General features: G+C 64.7%; 11 protein-coding genes. 2 read left to right on the forward strand and 9 right to left on the reverse strand.

What is annotated here, in order from left to right; genetic code table 11:
- Positions 1-49: 49 nt before the first annotated feature.
- The 9 genes from IVB46_RS35720 to gspD form a co-directional block, all read right to left on the reverse strand.
- Positions 50-400, reverse strand: coding sequence for a hypothetical protein (locus IVB46_RS35720; protein WP_247308450.1), 351 nt, complete (start codon positions 398-400; stop codon positions 50-52).
- Complete coding sequence (locus IVB46_RS35725; protein WP_247344624.1) at positions 397-2937, reverse strand: arylsulfatase; 2541 nt, start codon at positions 2935-2937, stop codon at positions 397-399. Before IVB46_RS35725 ends, IVB46_RS35720 begins: the two co-directional genes overlap by 4 nt.
- Before the next feature lie 133 nt (positions 2938-3070).
- Entirely contained in the window at positions 3071-4492 is a 1422-nt protein-coding gene (locus IVB46_RS35730; RefSeq protein ID WP_247308461.1) for an HlyD family type I secretion periplasmic adaptor subunit, read from the reverse strand.
- Positions 4479-6677, reverse strand: coding sequence for a type I secretion system permease/ATPase (locus IVB46_RS35735; RefSeq protein WP_256468684.1), 2199 nt, complete (start codon positions 6675-6677; stop codon positions 4479-4481). Before IVB46_RS35735 ends, IVB46_RS35730 begins: the two co-directional genes overlap by 14 nt.
- Before the next feature lie 245 nt (positions 6678-6922).
- Positions 6923-10084 (reverse strand): AIDA repeat-containing protein, encoded by a 3162-nt coding sequence (locus IVB46_RS35740; protein WP_247308468.1) that lies wholly within the window; start codon positions 10082-10084, stop codon positions 6923-6925.
- A gap of 450 nt (positions 10085-10534) precedes the next feature.
- Positions 10535-11920 (reverse strand): hypothetical protein, encoded by a 1386-nt coding sequence (locus IVB46_RS35745; RefSeq protein WP_247308470.1) that lies wholly within the window; start codon positions 11918-11920, stop codon positions 10535-10537.
- Positions 11921-12157: 237 nt separating this feature from the next.
- Positions 12158-12811 (reverse strand): transglutaminase-like cysteine peptidase, encoded by a 654-nt coding sequence (locus IVB46_RS35750; RefSeq protein ID WP_247308472.1) that lies wholly within the window; start codon positions 12809-12811, stop codon positions 12158-12160.
- A 202-nt stretch (positions 12812-13013) separates the two neighbouring features.
- Positions 13014-13511, reverse strand: a complete 498-nt coding sequence (locus IVB46_RS35755) for a tetratricopeptide repeat protein (protein ID WP_247308474.1) — start codon at positions 13509-13511, stop codon at positions 13014-13016.
- A gap of 31 nt (positions 13512-13542) precedes the next feature.
- Complete coding sequence (gene gspD, locus IVB46_RS35760; RefSeq protein WP_247308476.1) at positions 13543-15816, reverse strand: type II secretion system secretin GspD; 2274 nt, start codon at positions 15814-15816, stop codon at positions 13543-13545.
- Positions 15817-16344: 528 nt separating this feature from the next.
- Here gspD and IVB46_RS35765 point away from each other — a divergent pair.
- Entirely contained in the window at positions 16345-17898 is a 1554-nt protein-coding gene (locus tag IVB46_RS35765; RefSeq protein WP_247309109.1) for a GspE/PulE family protein, read from the forward strand.
- A gap of 4 nt (positions 17899-17902) precedes the next feature.
- Entirely contained in the window at positions 17903-19120 is a 1218-nt protein-coding gene (locus IVB46_RS35770; protein WP_085402754.1) for a type II secretion system F family protein, read from the forward strand.
- Positions 19121-19126: the final 6 nt, after the last annotated feature.

The following is a 19126-nucleotide window of genomic DNA, read 5'->3' on the forward strand; positions in this document are numbered from 1 at the left end:
CCAGAAGAATTTTGAAGCTTCCCCGGAAAGGGCGGGGTCGATGAGAAATTCAGCGGTCGCGGCTTTGCGAGCCGCCGCGCATCAAGAGCGTGGTCAGGATTAGATGAAGGACGACCGCCGGCCACAGAAGGACGCCGCTCATTCCACCTGCGAAACCGAGGTAGGCCAAATATAGGGTGATGGCTCCGTTATAGATCAACATGCCCGGCAGTGGCGGCCACCCTGGCCAACAGGCGATCCCCAAGGCAATCAGCGCAATGCCGGCGACACGCGCGACCGGCGTTGCGACACCGGAAAGCTGCTCGCCCAGCAACAACTGGCCAACCAGCGACGGCGCGATCAACAGCGCCAATCCCGTTGCAGCTTCGCTGATGGCGGCGAACGCCAATGCGCCTTTCATTTCTTCCCAACGTTCGCGGGTGGCTTTTGAGACTTCGACTCTTCAATGGGATCCGGCTCCGGCGCTGGCATAGATCCAAGTTCTGCCTTGGCTTGCGCTGGGTCCTTCAACTCAGGTCCGAGCTTGAACGTCAGCTTGTTGATCTTGCCCGTGAACTTGAACGGAGGATCGTAGCGATACTCGAGCATCGCGACCCCGGTGCGGGTGTCCTGGCCGACGTCGAAGGTCTCGTCCTCCGGGAACGTGATGGGCGTACCGTGTTCTATGGATTTCCGGTCTGCTTCCTTGCCATCCACTGAAAGTACGCCTGTACCGCCCTTGCCCAATCCCGGCCCATCCGACTTGAAGTCGAAGACGATGGTGTGCTTGCCCGCGGTCAACTCCGGTCCCGACCAGACCGTGCGCTTGAGGTTGAGCAGGTTGTAGAGGAACACGGGCTTACCCCGCCGAAGGCCCGCCACACCCTTGCTTAGAAGTAGCCCGTAGCCGCCGAAACGTCCGCCTTCGGTGACGATCATCCCTTCAGCGCCGCCGTTGGGAATCTCAACCTCGGCGGTGATGGTATAGGACTTGTTGAGGATGCTCGGCGCGGCGCTAGCCGGCACACCGGTCAGTTCGCCCGAATAGGTGAATACCGTCTGCCCGGCCGTCAGGCTTGGGCGCGGCGTATTCCAACGCGCGAGCGTCGTGTTATCGAGCGGCAGCACGTTGTACTTCTTCGCCTCGACGTCGAAGAGGGCCTGCATTTCCTTGACCTTCTCCGGCATCTTGGCGGCCAGATCTTCAAACTGGGTGGGGTCTTCCTTGACGTTGTAGAGCTCCCACTTGTATCCGGTGATGACATCCGGCGGTGGCGCGCTGCTCAGCTCCCAGGGAAGCGTGATCGGCGTCGTGGCCGCCACCCACCCATCGTGATAGATGGAGCGATTGCCGAGCATCTCGAAATATTGGGTCGTGTGCATCGTCTTCGCGTTGGTGTTCGCCTTGTCCCAAGTATACGCCATACTCACCCCTTCCATGGGGCTCTGTTTGATACCGTCGATCGCCTCGGGTTGCGAAATGCCGGTCGCTTCGAGGATGGTCGGAGCGATGTCGATGACATGATGGAACTGGCGGCGGATGCCTCCCACGTCGTTGATGTGGCCAGGCCAGGACATGACCACGCCCTGGGCGGTCCCACCGAAGTGCGACGGCACCTGCTTCACCCACTTGAACGGGGTGTCCATCGCCCACGCCCAGGGCGCGGCAAAATGCGGGAATGTCTTGTCTGAGCCCCAGAACGGGTACCAGAGGTACTGCGCCTTCACCGGCACCGGGACACCATTGAAGGTCGTGAACTCGTTCGGCGTACCGTTGATCATGCCTTCGGCGCTCGCACCGTTGTCACCGCCGATGTAGATGATCAAGGTGTTGTTGAGTTCACCGAGGTCTTCGACCGCCCGGATGACCCGACCGATCTCGTTGTCGGCGTAAGCGAGGTAGGCGCCATAGACATCGGCTTGCTTGATGAAGAGCTTCTTCTCCAGCTCGCCCAGGGAATCCCACTGCGGCAATTCTTTCGGCCACGGCGTCAGTTGGGCGTTTTCGGGCATGATGCCCAAACGCTTCTGGTTGGCGAAAATCTTCTCCCGCACCTTGTTCCATCCATCGTCGAACAAGTGCATATCGCTGATCTTCTTGATCCACTCCGGTGTTGGATGATGTGGCGCATGGGTTGCGCCAGGTACGTAATAGACAAAGAACGGCTTTTCAGGCGCAATTTCCTTCAGCTGCTTGATGTGCTGGATAGCCTCGTCGGCCATGGCCGTCTCCAGGTTCCAGCTGGGATTGTCCTGGAAGGGATAGATGGCCGTCGTGTTGCGAAACAGATTTGGTTGCCACTGGCTGGCGTCGCCGCCGACAAAGCCGTAAAAATATTCGAATCCCATGCCGTTTGGCCATTGATTGAACGGCCCTGCCTGGCTCGACTGGAACGAGGGTGTGTTGTGGTCCTTGCCGAACCACGAGGTGGCGTACCCGTTCGCCTTCAGGATGGTGCCGACGGTGCCTTTCTCGATCGGAATAATGGAATCGTAACCCGGGAACCCAGTCGATATTTCACCGACTACTCCGAAGCCGACCGAATGATGATTGCGGCCCGTGATGAGCGCCGCCCGCGTCGGTGAGCACAGCGAGGTGGAATGAAAATTGGTGTAGCGCAGGCCCTGCGCGGCGATACGATCCATCGCGGGCGTGGGGACAACGCCGCCGAAGGTGCTCGGCGCTCCGAAACCTTGGTCGTCGGTCATGATGAGCAACACATTGGGCGCGCCCTTCGGCGGTACGACACGCGGTGCCCACCACGCCTTCGACTCCGAGGCTCTCTCGTTGATGACCCCTCCGAATTCTGGAGGCGGCGGCGGAAGCAGCTTGCCGTCAATTGTCGTCGTGGCTGCGGGCGAGCCTGGGGTACCCGTGATCTGCTGAGCCGACGCGGAGATGCAACCGAGGGCGAGAACACTTGCTGTGGTCGCAAGGGTGCGGCAACGGATTTTCATATTCCGACCTCCCGCAGTCCATTTGGCGGGTTGAGGCTGTCACCGCTAACCGATACCTGCTTGATTTAGGTCAAATGTGCCGGTTGGGCTGGGCCAGAGATCCCGATACCTTCCCGCCGGATTCGCGGCCGTCTCACCGTTCCCGCAAGCTCTCCTGCCCATACCGGATCAGCGGCGACACCAGATAGCTGATGATCTTCCTTGTGCCGGTCTTGATCTCGACGGTTACGGCCATGCCGGGCGCGAGGTTGACGGTGCGGCCGTCGATGTCCATCTGGGCGCGGTCCAGCGAGACGCGGGCGGCGTAGACCAGCTCCTGGCCCTTGGGCTCACTGGATGATGTCTCGGCGCCGGCCGGCGTGTCGCCGGGCTTTTCCGGCGGCTTCTGGCGGACGATGGCGTCCTGGGAGACGCTGAGCACCTTGCCCTGGCGCAAGCCGTAGCGGGTGAAGCTGAAGGTGTCGACCTTGATCGCGGCGTCCTCGCCGGGATTGACGAAGCCGATGTCGCGGTTCGAGATCATCGCCTCGATCTCGAGGCCGCCGCTGGTGGGCACCACCACCATCAGCGTCTGAGCCGGCGTCACCACGCCGCCGACCGAGTGCACGGCGAGCTGCTGGACGATGCCGTCCTCCTGCGCGGCGAGGCGGAGCAGGCTGGTGCGCTGCTCGGCCTTGACGATGTCCTGGCGCAGGCCAGCCGCCTTCTGCTCGGCTTTCGCAAGCTCGTCGAACAGGCCGCGCTGATATTCCGCCTCGGTGCGCCGCAGCGTCTCCTCGATGCCTCCAACGGCGGCATCGGCCTCGGCATAGTGGCTCTTCTGGACCAGCAATTCCTGCTGTTGCGCGACCAGGTCCTGCGTTTCCGTGAGGTATTGCAGTTTGGAGCCGAACTCGCGGTCGACGAGATATTTTCGTACATCGACCCGCTGCTGCATGATGGGAATGAGCGCGCTGATCTTGCCGATCGTGGCCTCGCTGGTCGAACGCTCCGCTTTCTTCTGCGTGCCCTGCCATTCGAGCGAGGTGATCTTGGACGCCTGCTCGGCGGCCTGCGAGGCCAGGAAACGCTTTGCGGTGCGGATCTGATCGGAGGTCGCGCGCGCGGGCGCGATGAATTTGGCGGGATCACCGCCGGCAAGTGCGGCGTGCAGACGTGCGATGTCGAGCTCGCTCGCCAGCAGATCGCTCTGGAGATGGCCGAGCTCGGCCTGGCTCATGGTGGGATCGAGCTCGATCAGGAGGTCGCCGGCCTTGACGCGCTGACCGTCCTGCACGTGGATGGCGCGCACGACCGCGGTCTCGAACGGCTGGATCACCTTGGTGCGGCCGTCGGGGACGATCTTGCCGGTCGCGGTCGCGATGATGTCGACCGTGCCGATGCTGGCCCACACCAGCGCGATCAGAAACACCGCCGAGATCGACGCGGAGATGGCGCGGCCGATCGGCGAAGGCGGGGTCTCGACGATCTCGAGCGCCGCGGGGAGGAACGCCAGTTCGTCGCGCGTCCGCGTCGGGCTGCGCAGCGAGGCCATCATCGCCTTAGCCGACTTCATGGATGCCTGCCTGGACACGATGCAGCGTGGCGTAGCGGCCGCCGCTGCGGATCAGCTGGTCGTGCGAACCGTCCTCGACGATACGGCCACGCTCCACGGTGATGATGCGGTCCGCGGTGCGCACGGTCGACAGACGGTGGGCGATGATCAGAACGGTACGGCCCGCCGTGATCTCGCGCATGTTGTGCTGGATGATGCGCTCGCTTTCATAGTCGAGCGCGCTCGTTGCTTCGTCGAAGATGAGAACGCGCGGATTGGTCGTCAGCGCGCGTGCGATCGCGATGCGCTGGCGCTGGCCGCCGGACAGTGTGCTGCCGCGCTCGCCGATGACGGTGTCGTAGCCATCCTGGAGTTCGAGGATGAAGTCGTGTGCGCCAGCGAGCTTTGCCGCGGCCACGACGCGCTCCATCGGCAGCGCGGGGTCGGCCAGCGCAATGTTGTCGCGCACCGAGCGGTTGAACAGCATGTTCTCCTGCAGCACGACGCCGACCTGCCGGCGCAGCCAGGTCGGGTCGACCGCCGCAAGGTCGTTGCCGTCGACCAGCACGCGGCCGCACTCGGGGAGATAAAGCCGCTGGATCAGTTTTCCGAGCGTGCTCTTGCCGGAGCCGGAGGTGCCGACGATGCCGACGATCTGGCCGGCCGGAATCTTCAGGGTGATGTCGTTGAGAATCTGCGGTCCGTCGACGCGGTAGCGGAAGCCGACATGCTCGAAGGTGATGTCGCCACGGATGGCAGGCAACGCCGCGCGCCCCGGGCGATGGGTCGGCTCGGGCACGGTGTTGAGGATGTCGCCGAGCCGCTCGACCGACAGCCGCGCCTGGTGGAAATCCTGCCAGAGCTGGGCGAGCCGCAGCACCGGTGCGGTGACACGTCCCGACAGCATGTTGAAGGCGACGAGCTCGCCGACTGTGAGGTTACCGTCGATGACCAGCTTGGCGCCGAAATAGAGCAGGATCGCCATGTTGATCTTGCTGACGAACTGAACGGCCTGGCTTGCAACATTGCCGAGATTGACCACGCGAAAGCTCGAGGCGACGTAGCCGGCAAGCTGCTCTTCCCAGCGCTTCTGCATCTGCGGCTCGACCGCCATCGCCTTCAAGGTCTCGACGCCGGTGACGCTCTCGACAAGGAACGACTGGTTCTCCGCGCCGCGCTTGAACTTCTCGTCGAGACGGTAGCGGAACAGCGGCGTGGCGCCAGCCGAGATGACGATGTAGAGCGGGAACGACGCCAGCACGATCGCGGTCAGCAGCGGCGAGTAGAACGCCATCAGGCCGAGGAAGACGAAGGTGAAGAACAGGTCGATCACCAGCGTCAGCGCCGAGCCGGTGATGAAGTTGCGCAAATTCTCCAGCTCGCGCACCCGCGCGACCGTGTCGCCGACCCGCCGCGCCTGGAAATAGGACAGCGGCAGCGCCAGCAGGTGGTGGAACAGCCGCGCGCCGAGCTCGACGTCGATGCGGTTTGTCGTGTGCGAGAACAGATAGGTGCGGAGCGCGCCGAGCACGACCTCGAAGATCGAGATCGCGACGATGCCGGCGACCAGCACATCCAGCGTGCCGAGGCTGCGGTGCACCAGCACCTTGTCGATCACCACCTGGAAGAACAGCGGCGACACCAGCGCGAAGATCTGGAGGAAGAACGAGGCGAGCAGCACTTCGCCGAGCAGGCCGCGATAGCGGTTGACCGCGCCCATGAACCAGGTGATGTCGAAGCGCCGTGACAGATCGGCAAGGCCTGCGCGCTTGGTCATCAGCACGATGCGGCCGTCCCAGAGCACCTCGAACTGCGCCTTGGTCAGCATCTGCGGCCGCGGGGAGCCCGGATATTGCACGATGGCCTTGCCGTCGCCGGCCTTGCCGAGGATCAGGAAGCCGCCGTCGCGCAAGGGGACGATGGCCGGCAGCGGCGTCTTGTCGAGCCGGTCCCAGCTCGTCTTCACCACGCGCGCCTTGATGTTGAACTGCCTGGTACAGCGCAGCATCTCGGTGGTGCCGATCACGGTGACGCCGAGCTGATGGCGGAGCTGCTCCGGCTCGGCGGGCACCCCGAGGAATTGGAGCATCATGACGAGCGCGGTCAGGCCGGGGTCGGCCGGCGGCTTCGGCACGGCCTGCACCGGCGGCTCCTTCGGCTGCTCTTTGGCGGCCGGGTCGCGTGAAATGGTCTCGTTCGGGCTCATTGGAAGCAAATATCCGCGGTCATCGGGTCCGGACGATTTCACGGACGGGGTCCCGCCGGTCGGCAGGGCGGCCGATAGCTAACGCGGCTATGTTACGGTTTGATAACTATGTCGGACCGCTCACATAACGGTCGGATTTGGCGTTCTACGGCGGGATGCGGGACGGCGGGAGGCAAGTTCACCTCCCGCCGCGATCGCATGACGCACCGGGGCGGGGACCCCGGTGCGCAGATCGTGTTGGCCGATCAGCCGTGGCTGGCCAGCGTGGGCTGCTGCTGCGTCGTGTCCGAAGGCACGAGGCTGCTCTCGCCGGCGTCCGGGACGATGCTCGCCGACTGCTGCACCAGCAGAGACAGCGAGATCGCCGATCCGCCGTGGCCGTCGTCGGTGACGTTGAGCTCGGTGCCGGACTGAACGCCAGCGAACTGGTAGGTGTGGCTGCCCGAGTTCGTGGCGAGCGTCAGTGTCGTACCGTCGAAGGTGAACGACGAGACCGACGTGTTGAGCAGGTCGATCGTGTCGCCGAGTTCGAAGTTCGACACCGTGCCGGTCAGGCCGGACGCGCTTTCGAGCGTCAACGTTGCAGCCGAGCCGGCGAAGTCGACGCCGTTCTGGACGCCTCCGGCGAAGACATGCTCGACCCCGCCCGCAAGGTGGGTGTTGTCGGCGGTGCCTGCGACGTCGAGTTCGCCGCTGTTGAGCGTCGTGTTGGACGCCGTTCCAATCACGAACCCGACTCCGCCGTTGATCGTCGTGGACGCGGCCGAGCCGCCGGCGTCGACATAGAGCAGGCCGCCGCCGTTGACCGTGGTCGCCGTCACCGATCCGCCCGCGCCAATGTACGAATTGCCGCCGTTCTCGATCACGGTGTTCGCGGCGATGCCGCCATCCAGCACCTGCTGATTGCCGCTGAGGTTCGTGCCGGAGACGGTGGCGTGGTAGACGTCCTGGAAGCCGCCAGCCGCAACGATCGTGCCGATCGCGCTGCCGCCGTGGTAGACGTGCTGCGCGCCGCCGTTCTTGACGGTCACACCGGTCGCGACGCCGCCGCCCAGCGAGTTGCCGCCACCGACCGAACCGCCGGTCGCCGTGCCGTCGACATACTGGAAGCCGCCGTCGATCACGGTGTCGCTGGCCGACCCGCCGGCATCGATGTATTGGAAGCCGCCGGTTTTGACCAGCGTGCCGGCGCTGGTGCCGCCATCGCCGACATATTGGTAGCCGCCGCTATAGACCGTGGTGTCGATGGCCGTTCCACCCGCCAGCACCTGCTGGTTGCCGCTGAGGCTGACGTTGGTGACGGTCGAGTTCGAGTAGACGTCCTGGTAGCCGCCGGCCTCGACCGTCGAACCGTTGGCGCTGCCGCCGAAGTAGACGTGCTGCTGGCCACCCGCGTGAACGATGGTGTCGTTCGCGGTGCCGTAGTCGTACTGGACGCCGCCGCTGAGGATGTCGGTATGCTCAGTGGTCGCGCCGTTGAGGACGTCGACGACGCCGCCATTGCCGATCGTGATCTGGCCGGAGACGTTGCCGCCGGTGACGACATCGAGAGTGCCGTCGCCGAGCACGACATAGCCCTGCGAGGTCGTCGATGCGCCCGTGACCGAAACCGCGCCGGTTGAGACCAGCGTCGGCGCCGCGAAGACGGTCGAGGTGCCGGCGTTGCCGGCTGCATCGGTGGTCTTGGCGGTCAGGTTGTTGGCGCCTTCCACCAGCGTCAGGCCGGCGAGGCTCCAGGAGCCGTTGGCGCCAGCCGTGGTGGTGCCGACCAGGGTCGCACCGTCATAGACCGAGACCAGAAGGCCGGCTTCGGTGGTGCCGCTCACCGTGAAGGTGGGCAGGTTGGCAGTGTCGAGCGTCACGCCGGTGACGCCGACGGCCGGGGCAACCGTGTCCACGGTCACGTTGATCGCCGAGGCGGCATCGCTCACGGCGCCGGTCGTATCGGTGACCTTCGCAGTGATGGCGTGGGCCGCGTTGCCGAGCAGGCCGGTCTGGATGTCGACGTAACCGCGCGCGATGTCGGCGAGCGAGAGCGTGACTGCCGAGCCGATCGCGGTCTGGCCGTCGAACAGCTGCACGACGTCGCCGGCAAAGTTGCTGCCGGTGGCGATGCGGACCGTCAGGTTGGTGTCGTTGGTGCTGGCGCCGTTGGCGAGCGCGCCGCTGTTGGGCGAGACGTCATCGGTGACCGACACGATGGTCGGCGCGGTCGGAGCGTTCGACAGGTTGAAGACCTGCGCGGTGATGCCGTAGGAGGAGTTGTCACCAAGCGTCTGGCTGAAGTCCTGCCAGCTGATGACGAAGCCGCCATTGGCGAGCGCCGAAACGGTCGGATAGTACTGATAGCTGTTGGTCTGCGAGTTGACGATGTACTCGCCGCCGATCTTGTTGCCGGCCGTATCATAGACCTGCGCCTTGATGCCGGAGCCGCTGCCGTCGGCCGTTCCTTCGTCCGACCAGGTGACGACGAAGCCGCCGCCGGTCAGTGCGGTGATGCTCGAAAAGCCCTGGTTGCCACCGGTCTGGGTGTTGACCTGGAATTCCGAGCCGACCTTGCTGCCGCCAGCCGTGAAGACCTGCGCGCGAATTTCGCCGCTGGTGTCCTCGAAGCTGATGACGAAATTGCCATTGGCAAGACCGGTCACGCCGGCAACCATGCGGCTGTTGTAATAGGCGGTGTCGACGGTGAATTCGGAGCCGACCTTGGTCGCGCCGCTCGCACCCGGGTGGAACACCTGGCCGCGGACTTCCCAATTGCCGGTGCGGAAATCGTTCCAGGTGACGACGAAGTCGCCGTTGCTGAGCGTTGCGATCGAGGCGCGCTCCTGATCGAAGTTGGCGCTGGTGGAGTTGACGAGGAATTCGGAGCCGACCTTGGCGCCGTTCGCGTCATAGACCTGGGCCTTGATGTCGGGCGCGACGCTGCCCTGGTTGGTCCAGGCGACGACGAAGCCGCCATTGGGCAGGCCGGTGATGGCCGGGGTGTTCTGGTTGTTGGCGGTGACGGAGTTGATCAGGAATTCGCCGCCGACCGGGGCGCCGTTCGCGCCGTAGATCTGGGCCTTGATGTCGCCGCTGGTGGAGTTCTGGTCCTGCCACGAGACGACGAAGCCGCCGTTGGACAGGCCAGTCACGACCGGAGCAGCCTGCGAACCGTTGGTCTGGGTGTTGACGAGGAATTCGCCGCCGACCTTGCTGCCGTCGGCCGCATAGAGCTGGGCATGGACGGCGGAGCCGCTGGCGTCGCCGAGCGTGCTGCTGCCGCTGGTGGAGCCGGCGAGGCCGTCCTGCCAGGTGACGACGAAGCCGCCATTGGTGAGGCCGGTAATGGAGGGATACCACTGGCTGCCAGCCGTCTGGCTATTGACCTGAAATTCGGTACCTATTTTTACGACGGTGGTCATAACATACCTCAAGTGATGCTAAAGGGAGCGCTGAAGGGCTGAATTCCGCGCTGCGACCGCCTGTTGCGGAGGCATGCGCCGAACCTGCACGGGCTCTAAACGATCTATTTATGATATTTTATGATACATTTTTGCGCGGTATGCGGCATTTTGTCCGAAATAACGTTATATCAATGATATGAAGAGGTTCCGCGGGTGCAGCCGAGGCGGGTGCTCCAAATGGTATGCAATCTCGCGCTGGGCATGCCTCCCGCATAGGCAGGCGTGACTGGAGCCGCCGTCGCACGGACGTGCTCGCGGGTTGCCCCTCGATGGCGCGCGACCTGTTGCGTCTGAGATTTGATGAGCGAAGAGTGGCGAGGCTTGCGCCGATGGCCTTGGCCGGAGCAGGGCTCGACAGCCGAGGAAGCTGTACCGGGACTTGTCCTGGTACAGCAACGTCGTCTCAGGTCAGCTCTGGGCGTGAACGAGCGAAGCGCCCTCGGGATCGGAGCCCTGCTGCGTGACCGCGCCTTCGCCTGCATCCGGGACCAGGCTCGCCGAGAACTGCGAGAGCAGTGACAGCGACACGGACGTGCCGCCATGACCGTCGGAGGCGACGTTCAACGCGGTGCCGGCCTCGACGCCTGCGAATTGATAGGCGAGCGAGCCGTTGCTGGTGGTCAGCGTGAGCGTCGCGCCATCGAATTCGTACGAGGTCACAGCAAGGTTGCGGAAGTCGATGACGTCGCCGATCTCGAAATTCGAGATCGTGCCGGTCAGGCCGGACGCATCCTCGAGATAGAGCGTCGAAGCCGAGCCAGCGAAATCGACGCCGTTCTGGACGCCGCCGGCATAGACGTATTCGGCGCCGCCGGCGAGATGCGTGTTGCTGGCGCTGCCAGCCACATCGAGCTCGCCGCTGTTGACGGTCGCGCCCGAGGCCGTGCCAGCCACGAAGACGAAGCCGCCGTTGACCGTCGTGGAAGCCGCCGAAGCGCCAACGTCCACATATTGCAGGCCGCCGGCGTTGACCGTCGTTCCCGTCGCCGAAGCGCCGGAGCCGATATATTCGCTGCCACCGGACAGGACCACTGTGTCGGTCGAACTGCCTGTGCCGAGAACCTGAAGGCCGCCGCTGACCTGGCTACCCTGCACGCTGCCGCTGTTGACCTGCTGGAAGCCGCCGGCCTGGACCGTCGTCGTGATCGCGGTGCCGTCCAGCACGATGTGCTGAATGCCGCCGCTGTTGACGGTGGTGTTGTTGGTCGTGCCGGCGACTTCCTGGACGCCGCCGCCGAACACGACGGTGTCGTTGCCGGTGCCGAGCACGAATTGATAGCCGCCGTTGTTGATCGCGGTGCCGTTGGCGGTGCCGTCCTCGCCGACATATTGCAGGCCGCCCGACGAGACGATCGTCCCGTTGGTGGTGCCGCCGGCCGCCACGAATTCGTTGCCGCCGTTGACGATGACCGTCGCGTAGGTCACGCCGCCGACATGCACCTGCTGGAAGCCGGCGAGCGTCGTTCCGGTGACGGTGGCGTTCATGACGTCCTGGTAACCGCCGGCGCTGATCACGACGTTACTGGCGGTGCCGCCATAGACGTGCTGGGTGCCGCCGTTGGAGATGACGACGCCGTTGGCCGTGCCGTAATTGTACTGCACACCGCCGGCGATGGTCGAGTTGTTGGCGGTGCCGCCGGCCTCGATCATGATGACAGTGCCGGGGCCGACCGCGGTCGCGCCGGACACGACGCCGCCGCTGGCGACGTCGAGCGTGCCCGAGACGACGATGTAGGTCGTGGTGGTGGGGGCGGAGATCGTTGTCGTGCCGCCAAATACAACTTGAGTGGTCATTGATGCCTCAAATGAGCGCTAATGGGGATGGTCGCGATGATGATACAACTCGGAATGGGAATCATTCCGTAGCTAATGATATATTTTGTATCATAACGCGCGAATAATGTTATAGTGATGTTCAGAACAAGAAGGTGCGGCGAAACGCCGGACGTCTTGCGAGGTCATGCGGACTGTTGCGCATGACCGGCGACCGCGCGGCGCGCCGTGGCCGAGAGGCCGGTCTTCAGGGTCGCTCTACGGGGAATTAACGCTCGACGGGAAAAGCCGGCGGCTTCGGTTGGAGCCAAAGGCCACCCAGACGTTCGGGTCGGTGGCGCTTTGCCGCGACAGGTAGCGGTATTTGGTCTCGTACCAGAACAGGATTTCCGGGGTCTGGTTGTCGAGGATCATCTCGCCGCGGTCGGAGCGGACGGTGAGTACGGCGTGACGACCTTTGGCCGGACCGGGCTCCTCGACCGTTGTGATCAGGAGCGATCCCTGCGGCCAGCCCAGCTTGGCGAGCATCTTGCGCTTGAGCAGGACGATGTCCTCGCAATCGCCGCGATCAAGCGGAAGGGTCCAGCGTTCGGCCTTGCCGTAAAGCGCGTCATCGCTGGTCCAGGCGACGCGATCATTGACGTATTTGTTGGTCTCGTAGAGCTGCTGAAGCAGTTCGGGCGTGAGCACGACGTCCCGGGCCTGATCAGCGCCGGGCCGGCAGTCCTCGGCATTCTCGGCGCAGAACTGTTGCCAGCCGGACGGTGCCTTGGTCGCGGCGCCGATCGCAGCAAACAGGGTGGGGCGGGCCAGGAAAGCATGGGCCGGCAGCGCCATCGACAGGCAGGCCGCGGCAAGGCCGGCGGCCGCCAGCGTCGTCAGTCTCTGCTTTGCGTTGCGATTTCCCGCCATGTCGTGCCCCGACGCTCCCTGTGCAGGGGACGTTGGCAGAGACAGCTCGCGATCCGACTAAGCTATTGCTTCAAATTGTACCGATCCGCGCGATGTCGGCCGGGCCGGCGGCGGTGATGGTATGATTTCCGTTAAGACCGGCGTTACGCCGTCACATCATGATATGACGGCGTTCCCCGCAGCTTGCGGCCCGCGCCGTCGATCAGAACGGCGACTCCTCGGGCCAGCGCAGCGCGTGCCATTGGCCGGCCGCGATCTGGCCGCGGCTCATCTTCGAGGCGACCGCATTGCGCAGCTTTGCAAAATTCTCGCGCGTTTTCCTCGGTGCGTGCGCAGCCGCGAGGTTCAGCCATTTGTAGGCGGCGATGTCGTCCTGCGGCACGCCCTGGCCCTTGTCGTAGGCGAGGCCGAGCAGATATTGCGACGTGGTGTCGCCTTGCTCGGCGGCCAGCCTGTACCAGTAGCCGGCGGCGTCATAGGCCTGCGGAAGGCCTTGGCCCGTCGCGTACATGAAGCCGACCATCCCCTGCGCGCGGGCATTGCCGCGCTCGGCCTGCGGCAACAGTAGACGGGCAGCGGTATTGTAGTCGCCGCGGTTGAAGGCGCCGGTTCCGGCGCCGAGGGAATCTGCGTGGGCGATGCTTGTCGAGGCAAGTCCCAGCACGATGGCGGCAATCAAGAGTCTGCTGGACCTGATCATGTGAACCGCTCCTCGGGCAATTTGTACTGGCTCAGCGGTAGGTCGTCGGCGCAGGCTTCGGCCCGATCGCGTTGATCGTGCCGCGCAGCTTGGTGCGCAGCTCCTCGGCGACGAAATGAGCATCGGCGCCGTCGCGGATGATCTGCGGCCGGATGAAGATGATGAGCTCGGTGCGCTTGACCTGCTTGTCCGTCTGCCCGAACACGGCTTCGCCGAGGCCGGGAATCTGGTCGAGGCCCGGAATGCCCGCGCGGCTCTTGGTCTGGGTGTCGCTGATCAGGCCCGCCAGCAGGACCGTCTGTCCGCTGGCGACCGCGACCGAGCTGCGCACCTTGCGGGTCGACACCGTCGGCGTCAGCGAGTTGGTCGACGTCGAGGACGACCCTGACGACGAGTTGCTGACCGGATTGGAGATCTCCTGCTCGACATCGAGCCTGACATTGCCGTTGGCATTGATCCGCGGCACCACGCGCAGGATGATGCCGGTGCTGCGATAGTCGGTCGTGTTGGCGATGGTGTTGTTGCCGGTCAGCACGGTTGCGCTTCCGGTCTGGATCGGGATCTCGTCGCCGACCTGGAGGGTCGCGACCTGGTTATCGATCACGACCACGGACGGGTTCGACAGCACCTTGACGTCGGTGATCGCATGCAGCGCGTTGAGCACGGCGCGCGGCGTCTGCGCCGAGCCGACCAGGAAGTTGAAGCCGGGGATGGCGCGCTGGAGCACGACATCGGCTGCCGCCGCGGCGACCGACGTTGCGCCGTTGAAGCCCACCGAGCCGGTGTTGGGCTTCAGGCCGACATCGCGGCTCATGATGTAGGACTGGATGCCGTACTGGAGATCGTCGGTCAGCGTCACCTCGGCGATGGTGGCGTCGATGGCGACCTGGAGCTGCGGCTGGTCGATCTCCTTGATGGTCTGCTCGATGATCCGGTACTGTTCCTGGCTCGCATAGATCAACAGCGTGTTATTGACGCTGTCGGCAGTGATGCGGACACCGTCGAGAACGTTGCCGGGACCTGCGCCGCCGCGGCCTGAATTCTGTCCTGTGGAGGAGTTGTCGAACAGGCTGCCGCCGCCTTGCGAAGCGGATGATGAACCGTAGGCGGCCTGATTGCCGGTAGACGCGTCGGAAGCACCCGCGCTTGCGGCGCGTCCGCCTGAATTCGAACCAAAGCCGCTGCTCGACTGATTGGGCGAGGCCGACAGGCGGCTGAGCGCAGAGCCGCCGCTCGAGCTCGAGGCGAGGCCGGATCCTGGTGCGACCTGTCCACCCGGGCTGTCGAGCTGAGAGGCGGACGAGCCGGATGAACTGCTCGAACCGAAGACGTCGTTGAGCACCCGCGCGATCTGCCGGGCGTCGCCGAACTTCACGCGGTAGACGTGGACCGCCGAGCGGCCTGTATTGGTGGTGTCGAGGCGGCGGATCCAGGTTTCGACACGGTTCAAAAGCTCCGGCTTCCGCGTCACCGCGAGCACCGCGTTCATCCGGGCGATCGACTGGAATTTGATCACGTTCTGCGTCATGCCGCCTTCGCCGGAATCGACGATTTTCTCGAGCTCGGCGATGATCGGTCCCGGATTGCTGTTCTGCACCGGGAAGATACCGACCGACTGTCCCTTCAAGAAGTCCGCATCGAAGCTCAGCACGAGATCGACCGCGTTGCGGCGCTCGCTGCCGGAGCCCTGGATCAGGATCAGGTTGCGGCTGGTGTCGGCGCGGATCATGCCCTGCTTGGTGGCAAAACTGTCGACCAGCTTGATGACGGTCTGCGCCGAGACATATTGCAGCGGCACGATCGTTATGCCGTAGCCGGGTGTCATGCGATCGGAGGCGTCCGCACCGCCGACGCCGACCGCGTCGCCCTGCGGCATCAGCCGGTAGCCGGTATCGTCGCGCACCAGCGCCACGCCGCCGATCCGCAGTGCGTTTTCGAGCGCGAAGACGACGTCGGATTTGGGGATCGGGCGGCCCGAGGAGAGGCTGATATTGCCCTGGACGCGCGGATCGATGACATAGCCGACGCCGAGGATGTCGCCGAGCACGATCTTGGCGACGGATGCGACCGGCGAATTGTCGAAATTGAGCTCGAACCGGTCGGTGCTGACCGCCGCTTGCTGCGAGGAGGTGGCGGTTGGCGCATCGTCGCTGGCAACCGCAGCATAGATCGCGGTCTTCGCGCGGGGGCCGGTCGAGAGCTCGTGCTGCGGCAACTGGTTCGGATAGCGCGGCAACAGGTCAACCGAGCGGACCTTGTCGAAGACATCCGGATCCTTGGTGTCGGCATCGGCGATGCCGCTCACCGTGTTGCACGATCCGAGCAATACGCAGATGGCAGCGCATTGGACAGCCAAGCCGATCCGGAATGTTGCTCGGCTCACTGGACTGCCTCACTCACGCGCCGCCCGCTGTTGTTCCCGTCGAGGCGGGGCGGGCCGAATGCGGCTTGCTTAACCCTCTCGTATGACAGTCGTGTGTTACGAATTCTGTTAGCCTTGCGCCCGTCGCGCGAGCTTGTTGTGAGAATGTGATGCGACGGAAAATTGCGCAGGGACATCAAGGACGTTCTGTTCGATCATGTTGTGACTGGCCGGGGACGATATTGCGATCGATCATGCCGTCACATTTCCAATCGGAAAACTAAGGTAAACGGCCCGCTCGCCGCTCTGCGGCCGTCAGAGTGACTACGGTAGACGTTCATGGCCTCCCCGAATGCGCACGAGTTCGTCGCTCGTTTCAGCCAGAAGGTTGGCCTGAAGCCGGACGCGGACAAGCTCGGCAGGCCGAATGGGTCCCGCCCCGCCGAAGGTGGTCTGCGTAAGCTGTGGGAAATGAGTGAATTGTCGGCGAGCGAATTCGCCGACGAGGTGTCGCTGTTCTTCGAGCTTCCGCGCGTCACGCTTCAGGAGATGATGGCGACGGAATCCCGCGCGCAGCAGTTTTCGCGCCGGTTCCTGCGCGAAATGGCGGTGTTCCCGTGTCAGCCCGCTGGCGGATCGCCAGTGCTTGTGCTGGCCGACCCCACGGACCGGGCCTCGATACAGGCGGCTGCAATCGTGCTTGGCGCGGCGCCGACCATCAAGGTTGCCTCGTTCGAGGATATCGCCACCGTGCTCGACCAGCGTCTCGGCGAGGAGGAGAGCGCGAGCGCCGAAACCGCCGTCAATGCCACAGCGCAGGATGACGACATCGACAATCTGCGCGACCTCGCCAGCGGTGCGCCGGTCGTTCGCGCCGTCAACGACATGTTCGAGACCGCCGTCGAGCTGCGCGCCAGCGATATCCATATCGAGCCCGGCCGCGTCTCGCTGGTGATACGGATGCGCGTCGACGGGCTGTTGCGCAATGTCGCGACACCGAACGGCGTGCCCCCGGCGGCGGTGATTTCGCGCATCAAGATCCTGGCGGGACTGAACATCGCCGAGCGCCGGTTGCCGCAGGACGGCGGCGCGCGGGTGCGGGCGGCGCGCTCGGAGATCGACGTGCGCGTCGCGATCATGCCGACGCAGCATGGCGAGTCCGCCGTCATCCGCCTGCTGCCGCGGGACCGCGCCCTGCTGTCGATCGACAAGCTCGGCTTCCTGCCCGGCGACCAGGGCAAATTGCGGCGCATGCTGGCACTGCCGCACGGCATGATCATCGTCACCGGCCCGACCGGCAGCGGCAAGACCACGACGCTCGCGACGGTGCTGTCGCTGCTCAACGAGCCGACCCGAAAGATCCTGACCATCGAGGATCCCGTCGAATACGAGATCCCCGGCATCTCCCAGTCGCAGGCCAAGCCCTCGATCGGTCTGACCTTCGCCACCGCGCTGCGCTCCTTCGTGCGCCAGGACCCCGACGTCATCATGGTCGGCGAAGTCCGCGACTCCGAGACCGCTCATGTCGCGATCCACGCAGCGCTCACCGGCCATCTCGTGCTGACCACGCTGCACACCGAGACGGCGGCGGCCGCCGTGCCGCGCCTGCTTGATCTCGGCGTCGAGGCGTTCCTGCTGCGCTCGACCTTGCGCGCGGTGATCGCGCAGCGCCTGGTCCGCCAGCTCTGTGACCGCTGCAAGAGCAGCCGGCCGCTGACCCATGCCGACGTCGAGGCCGATCCGCGCTACACGGCGGTCGGTCTGTCCGTCGGCAATGTCATCTTCGAACCCGTCGGCTGCGAGCGCTGCGGCAATGTCGGCTATCGCGGCCGTATCGGTGTGTTCGAGGTGCTCGAGATGAACGAGGAAGTCCGCGCGCTGGTCGAGGAACAGTCCGACTGGGAATCCATCGACAAGGTGGCCATCCGCAACGGCATGACGACCATGATCGAGGATGGCCTCGCCAAATGCCTGTCGGGCATGACCTCGGCGGCGGAGATCCTGCGCGTAACCACCGTGCGGTGACGAGATGCCGAACTTTCGCTATCGCGCGCTGACGCAGAAGGGAGAGGTGGTCTCCGGCTCGATCACGGCGGCCAACCTCGCCGAAGTGTCCCAGCGCATCGAATATCTCGGCCTGGTCGCGATCGATGCCGGGCCCGAGGAGGAAGCCAAGGGTTGGTCGCTCTCGCTGGCGTCGTTGACGTTGTCGAAGCCGGGGCCGGCGGATGTCACGATCTTCACGCGCGACCTTGCTCTGCTCCTGAAGGCCGGTGCCCGGTTGAATGATGCGCTCGAACTACTCGCAGGCGACATGGACGTCAGCCGGCTGCGTCCGGTCGTCAATACCATCAAGACCGCGATCATGTCCGGCGAGAGCTTTGCCGAAGCGCTTGCGCGCGAGCCGACGCTGTTTCCGCCCATGTATGTCGCCCTGGTCAGGGTCGGCGAGATGTCGGGCACGCTGGACCACATTCTGGAGACGATCGGGACCGAGCGCACACGTGCGGAAGCCCTGCGCCGCAAGGTGACCGGCGCCCTGCAATATCCTGCCTTCGTGCTGCTCGCGGCCGGTGGCGTGCTGATCTTCTTCGTCACGTTCGTGCTTCCGCAGTTTTCGGCGGTATTGCGCGACTTCAACGCCAAGACTGATCCCGTCATCGAGGTGTTCCTGACGCTGTCGGACATCCTGCGCGGTCACGGCTTCGAGGTCGGCGCCGTGGTTGCCATCGCCGTCATCGGTGGCTGGCTGGCGTGGCGCAGGCCATCGGTCCGCGCCAGCATCGTGACGCAGATCGCGCGGCTGCCTGTCATCTCGACCGTGGTCGAATTCCACCGCGCCGCGCTGTTCTCGCGCAATCTCGGTATTCTGCTCGGCAGCGGCGTGACGCTGACGGCGACGCTTCGCATCCTGATCGACATCATGAATGCGACTGGAAACGTGCAGGCCTGGGCGGCGATGGCCGACCGCGTGCGTCATGGCGGCAGGCTCGCCGAGGCGCTGGCCGCTTCGGCCGTGCTGCCGCCCGTCGCGGTGCGGATGCTGCGGCTCGGTGAGGAGACCGGGCAGTTGCCGACGCTGTCGGGCCGGGTCGCGGAGTTCTACGAGGAAAAGCTGCAGCGGCAGCTCGATCGCGTCGTCGCCATCATCGGGCCTGCCGCGATCATCCTTATCAGCGTCGTGGTCGGGGGCCTGATCGTGTCGGTCATGACGGCGCTGTTGTCAGTGACGCAAGTTGTCGGTTGAGAAGGG

The sequence above is a fragment of the Bradyrhizobium sp. 61 genome (assembly GCF_023073075.1).
GTDB classification, from domain to species: domain Bacteria; phylum Pseudomonadota; class Alphaproteobacteria; order Rhizobiales; family Xanthobacteraceae; genus Bradyrhizobium; species Bradyrhizobium barranii.

What these genes read in the sequence shown, in the direction of transcription:
- IVB46_RS35720 (WP_247308450.1), bottom strand. Translation starts at nt 400, where the DNA reads ATGAAAGGCGCATTGGCGTTCGCCGCCATCAGCGAAGCTGCAACGGGA.
- IVB46_RS35725 (WP_247344624.1), bottom strand. Translation starts at nt 2,937, where the DNA reads ATGAAAATCCGTTGCCGCACCCTTGCGACCACAGCAAGTGTTCTCGCC.
- IVB46_RS35730 (WP_247308461.1), bottom strand. Translation starts at nt 4,492, where the DNA reads ATGAAGTCGGCTAAGGCGATGATGGCCTCGCTGCGCAGCCCGACGCGG.
- IVB46_RS35735 (WP_256468684.1), bottom strand. Translation starts at nt 6,677, where the DNA reads ATGAGCCCGAACGAGACCATTTCACGCGACCCGGCCGCCAAAGAGCAG.
- IVB46_RS35740 (WP_247308468.1), bottom strand. Translation starts at nt 10,084, where the DNA reads ATGACCACCGTCGTAAAAATAGGTACCGAATTTCAGGTCAATAGCCAG.
- IVB46_RS35745 (WP_247308470.1), bottom strand. Translation starts at nt 11,920, where the DNA reads ATGACCACTCAAGTTGTATTTGGCGGCACGACAACGATCTCCGCCCCC.
- IVB46_RS35750 (WP_247308472.1), bottom strand. Translation starts at nt 12,811, where the DNA reads ATGGCGGGAAATCGCAACGCAAAGCAGAGACTGACGACGCTGGCGGCC.
- IVB46_RS35755 (WP_247308474.1), bottom strand. Translation starts at nt 13,511, where the DNA reads ATGATCAGGTCCAGCAGACTCTTGATTGCCGCCATCGTGCTGGGACTT.
- IVB46_RS35765 (WP_247309109.1), top strand. Translation starts at nt 16,345, where the DNA reads ATGAGTGAATTGTCGGCGAGCGAATTCGCCGACGAGGTGTCGCTGTTC.
- IVB46_RS35770 (WP_085402754.1), top strand. Translation starts at nt 17,903, where the DNA reads ATGCCGAACTTTCGCTATCGCGCGCTGACGCAGAAGGGAGAGGTGGTC.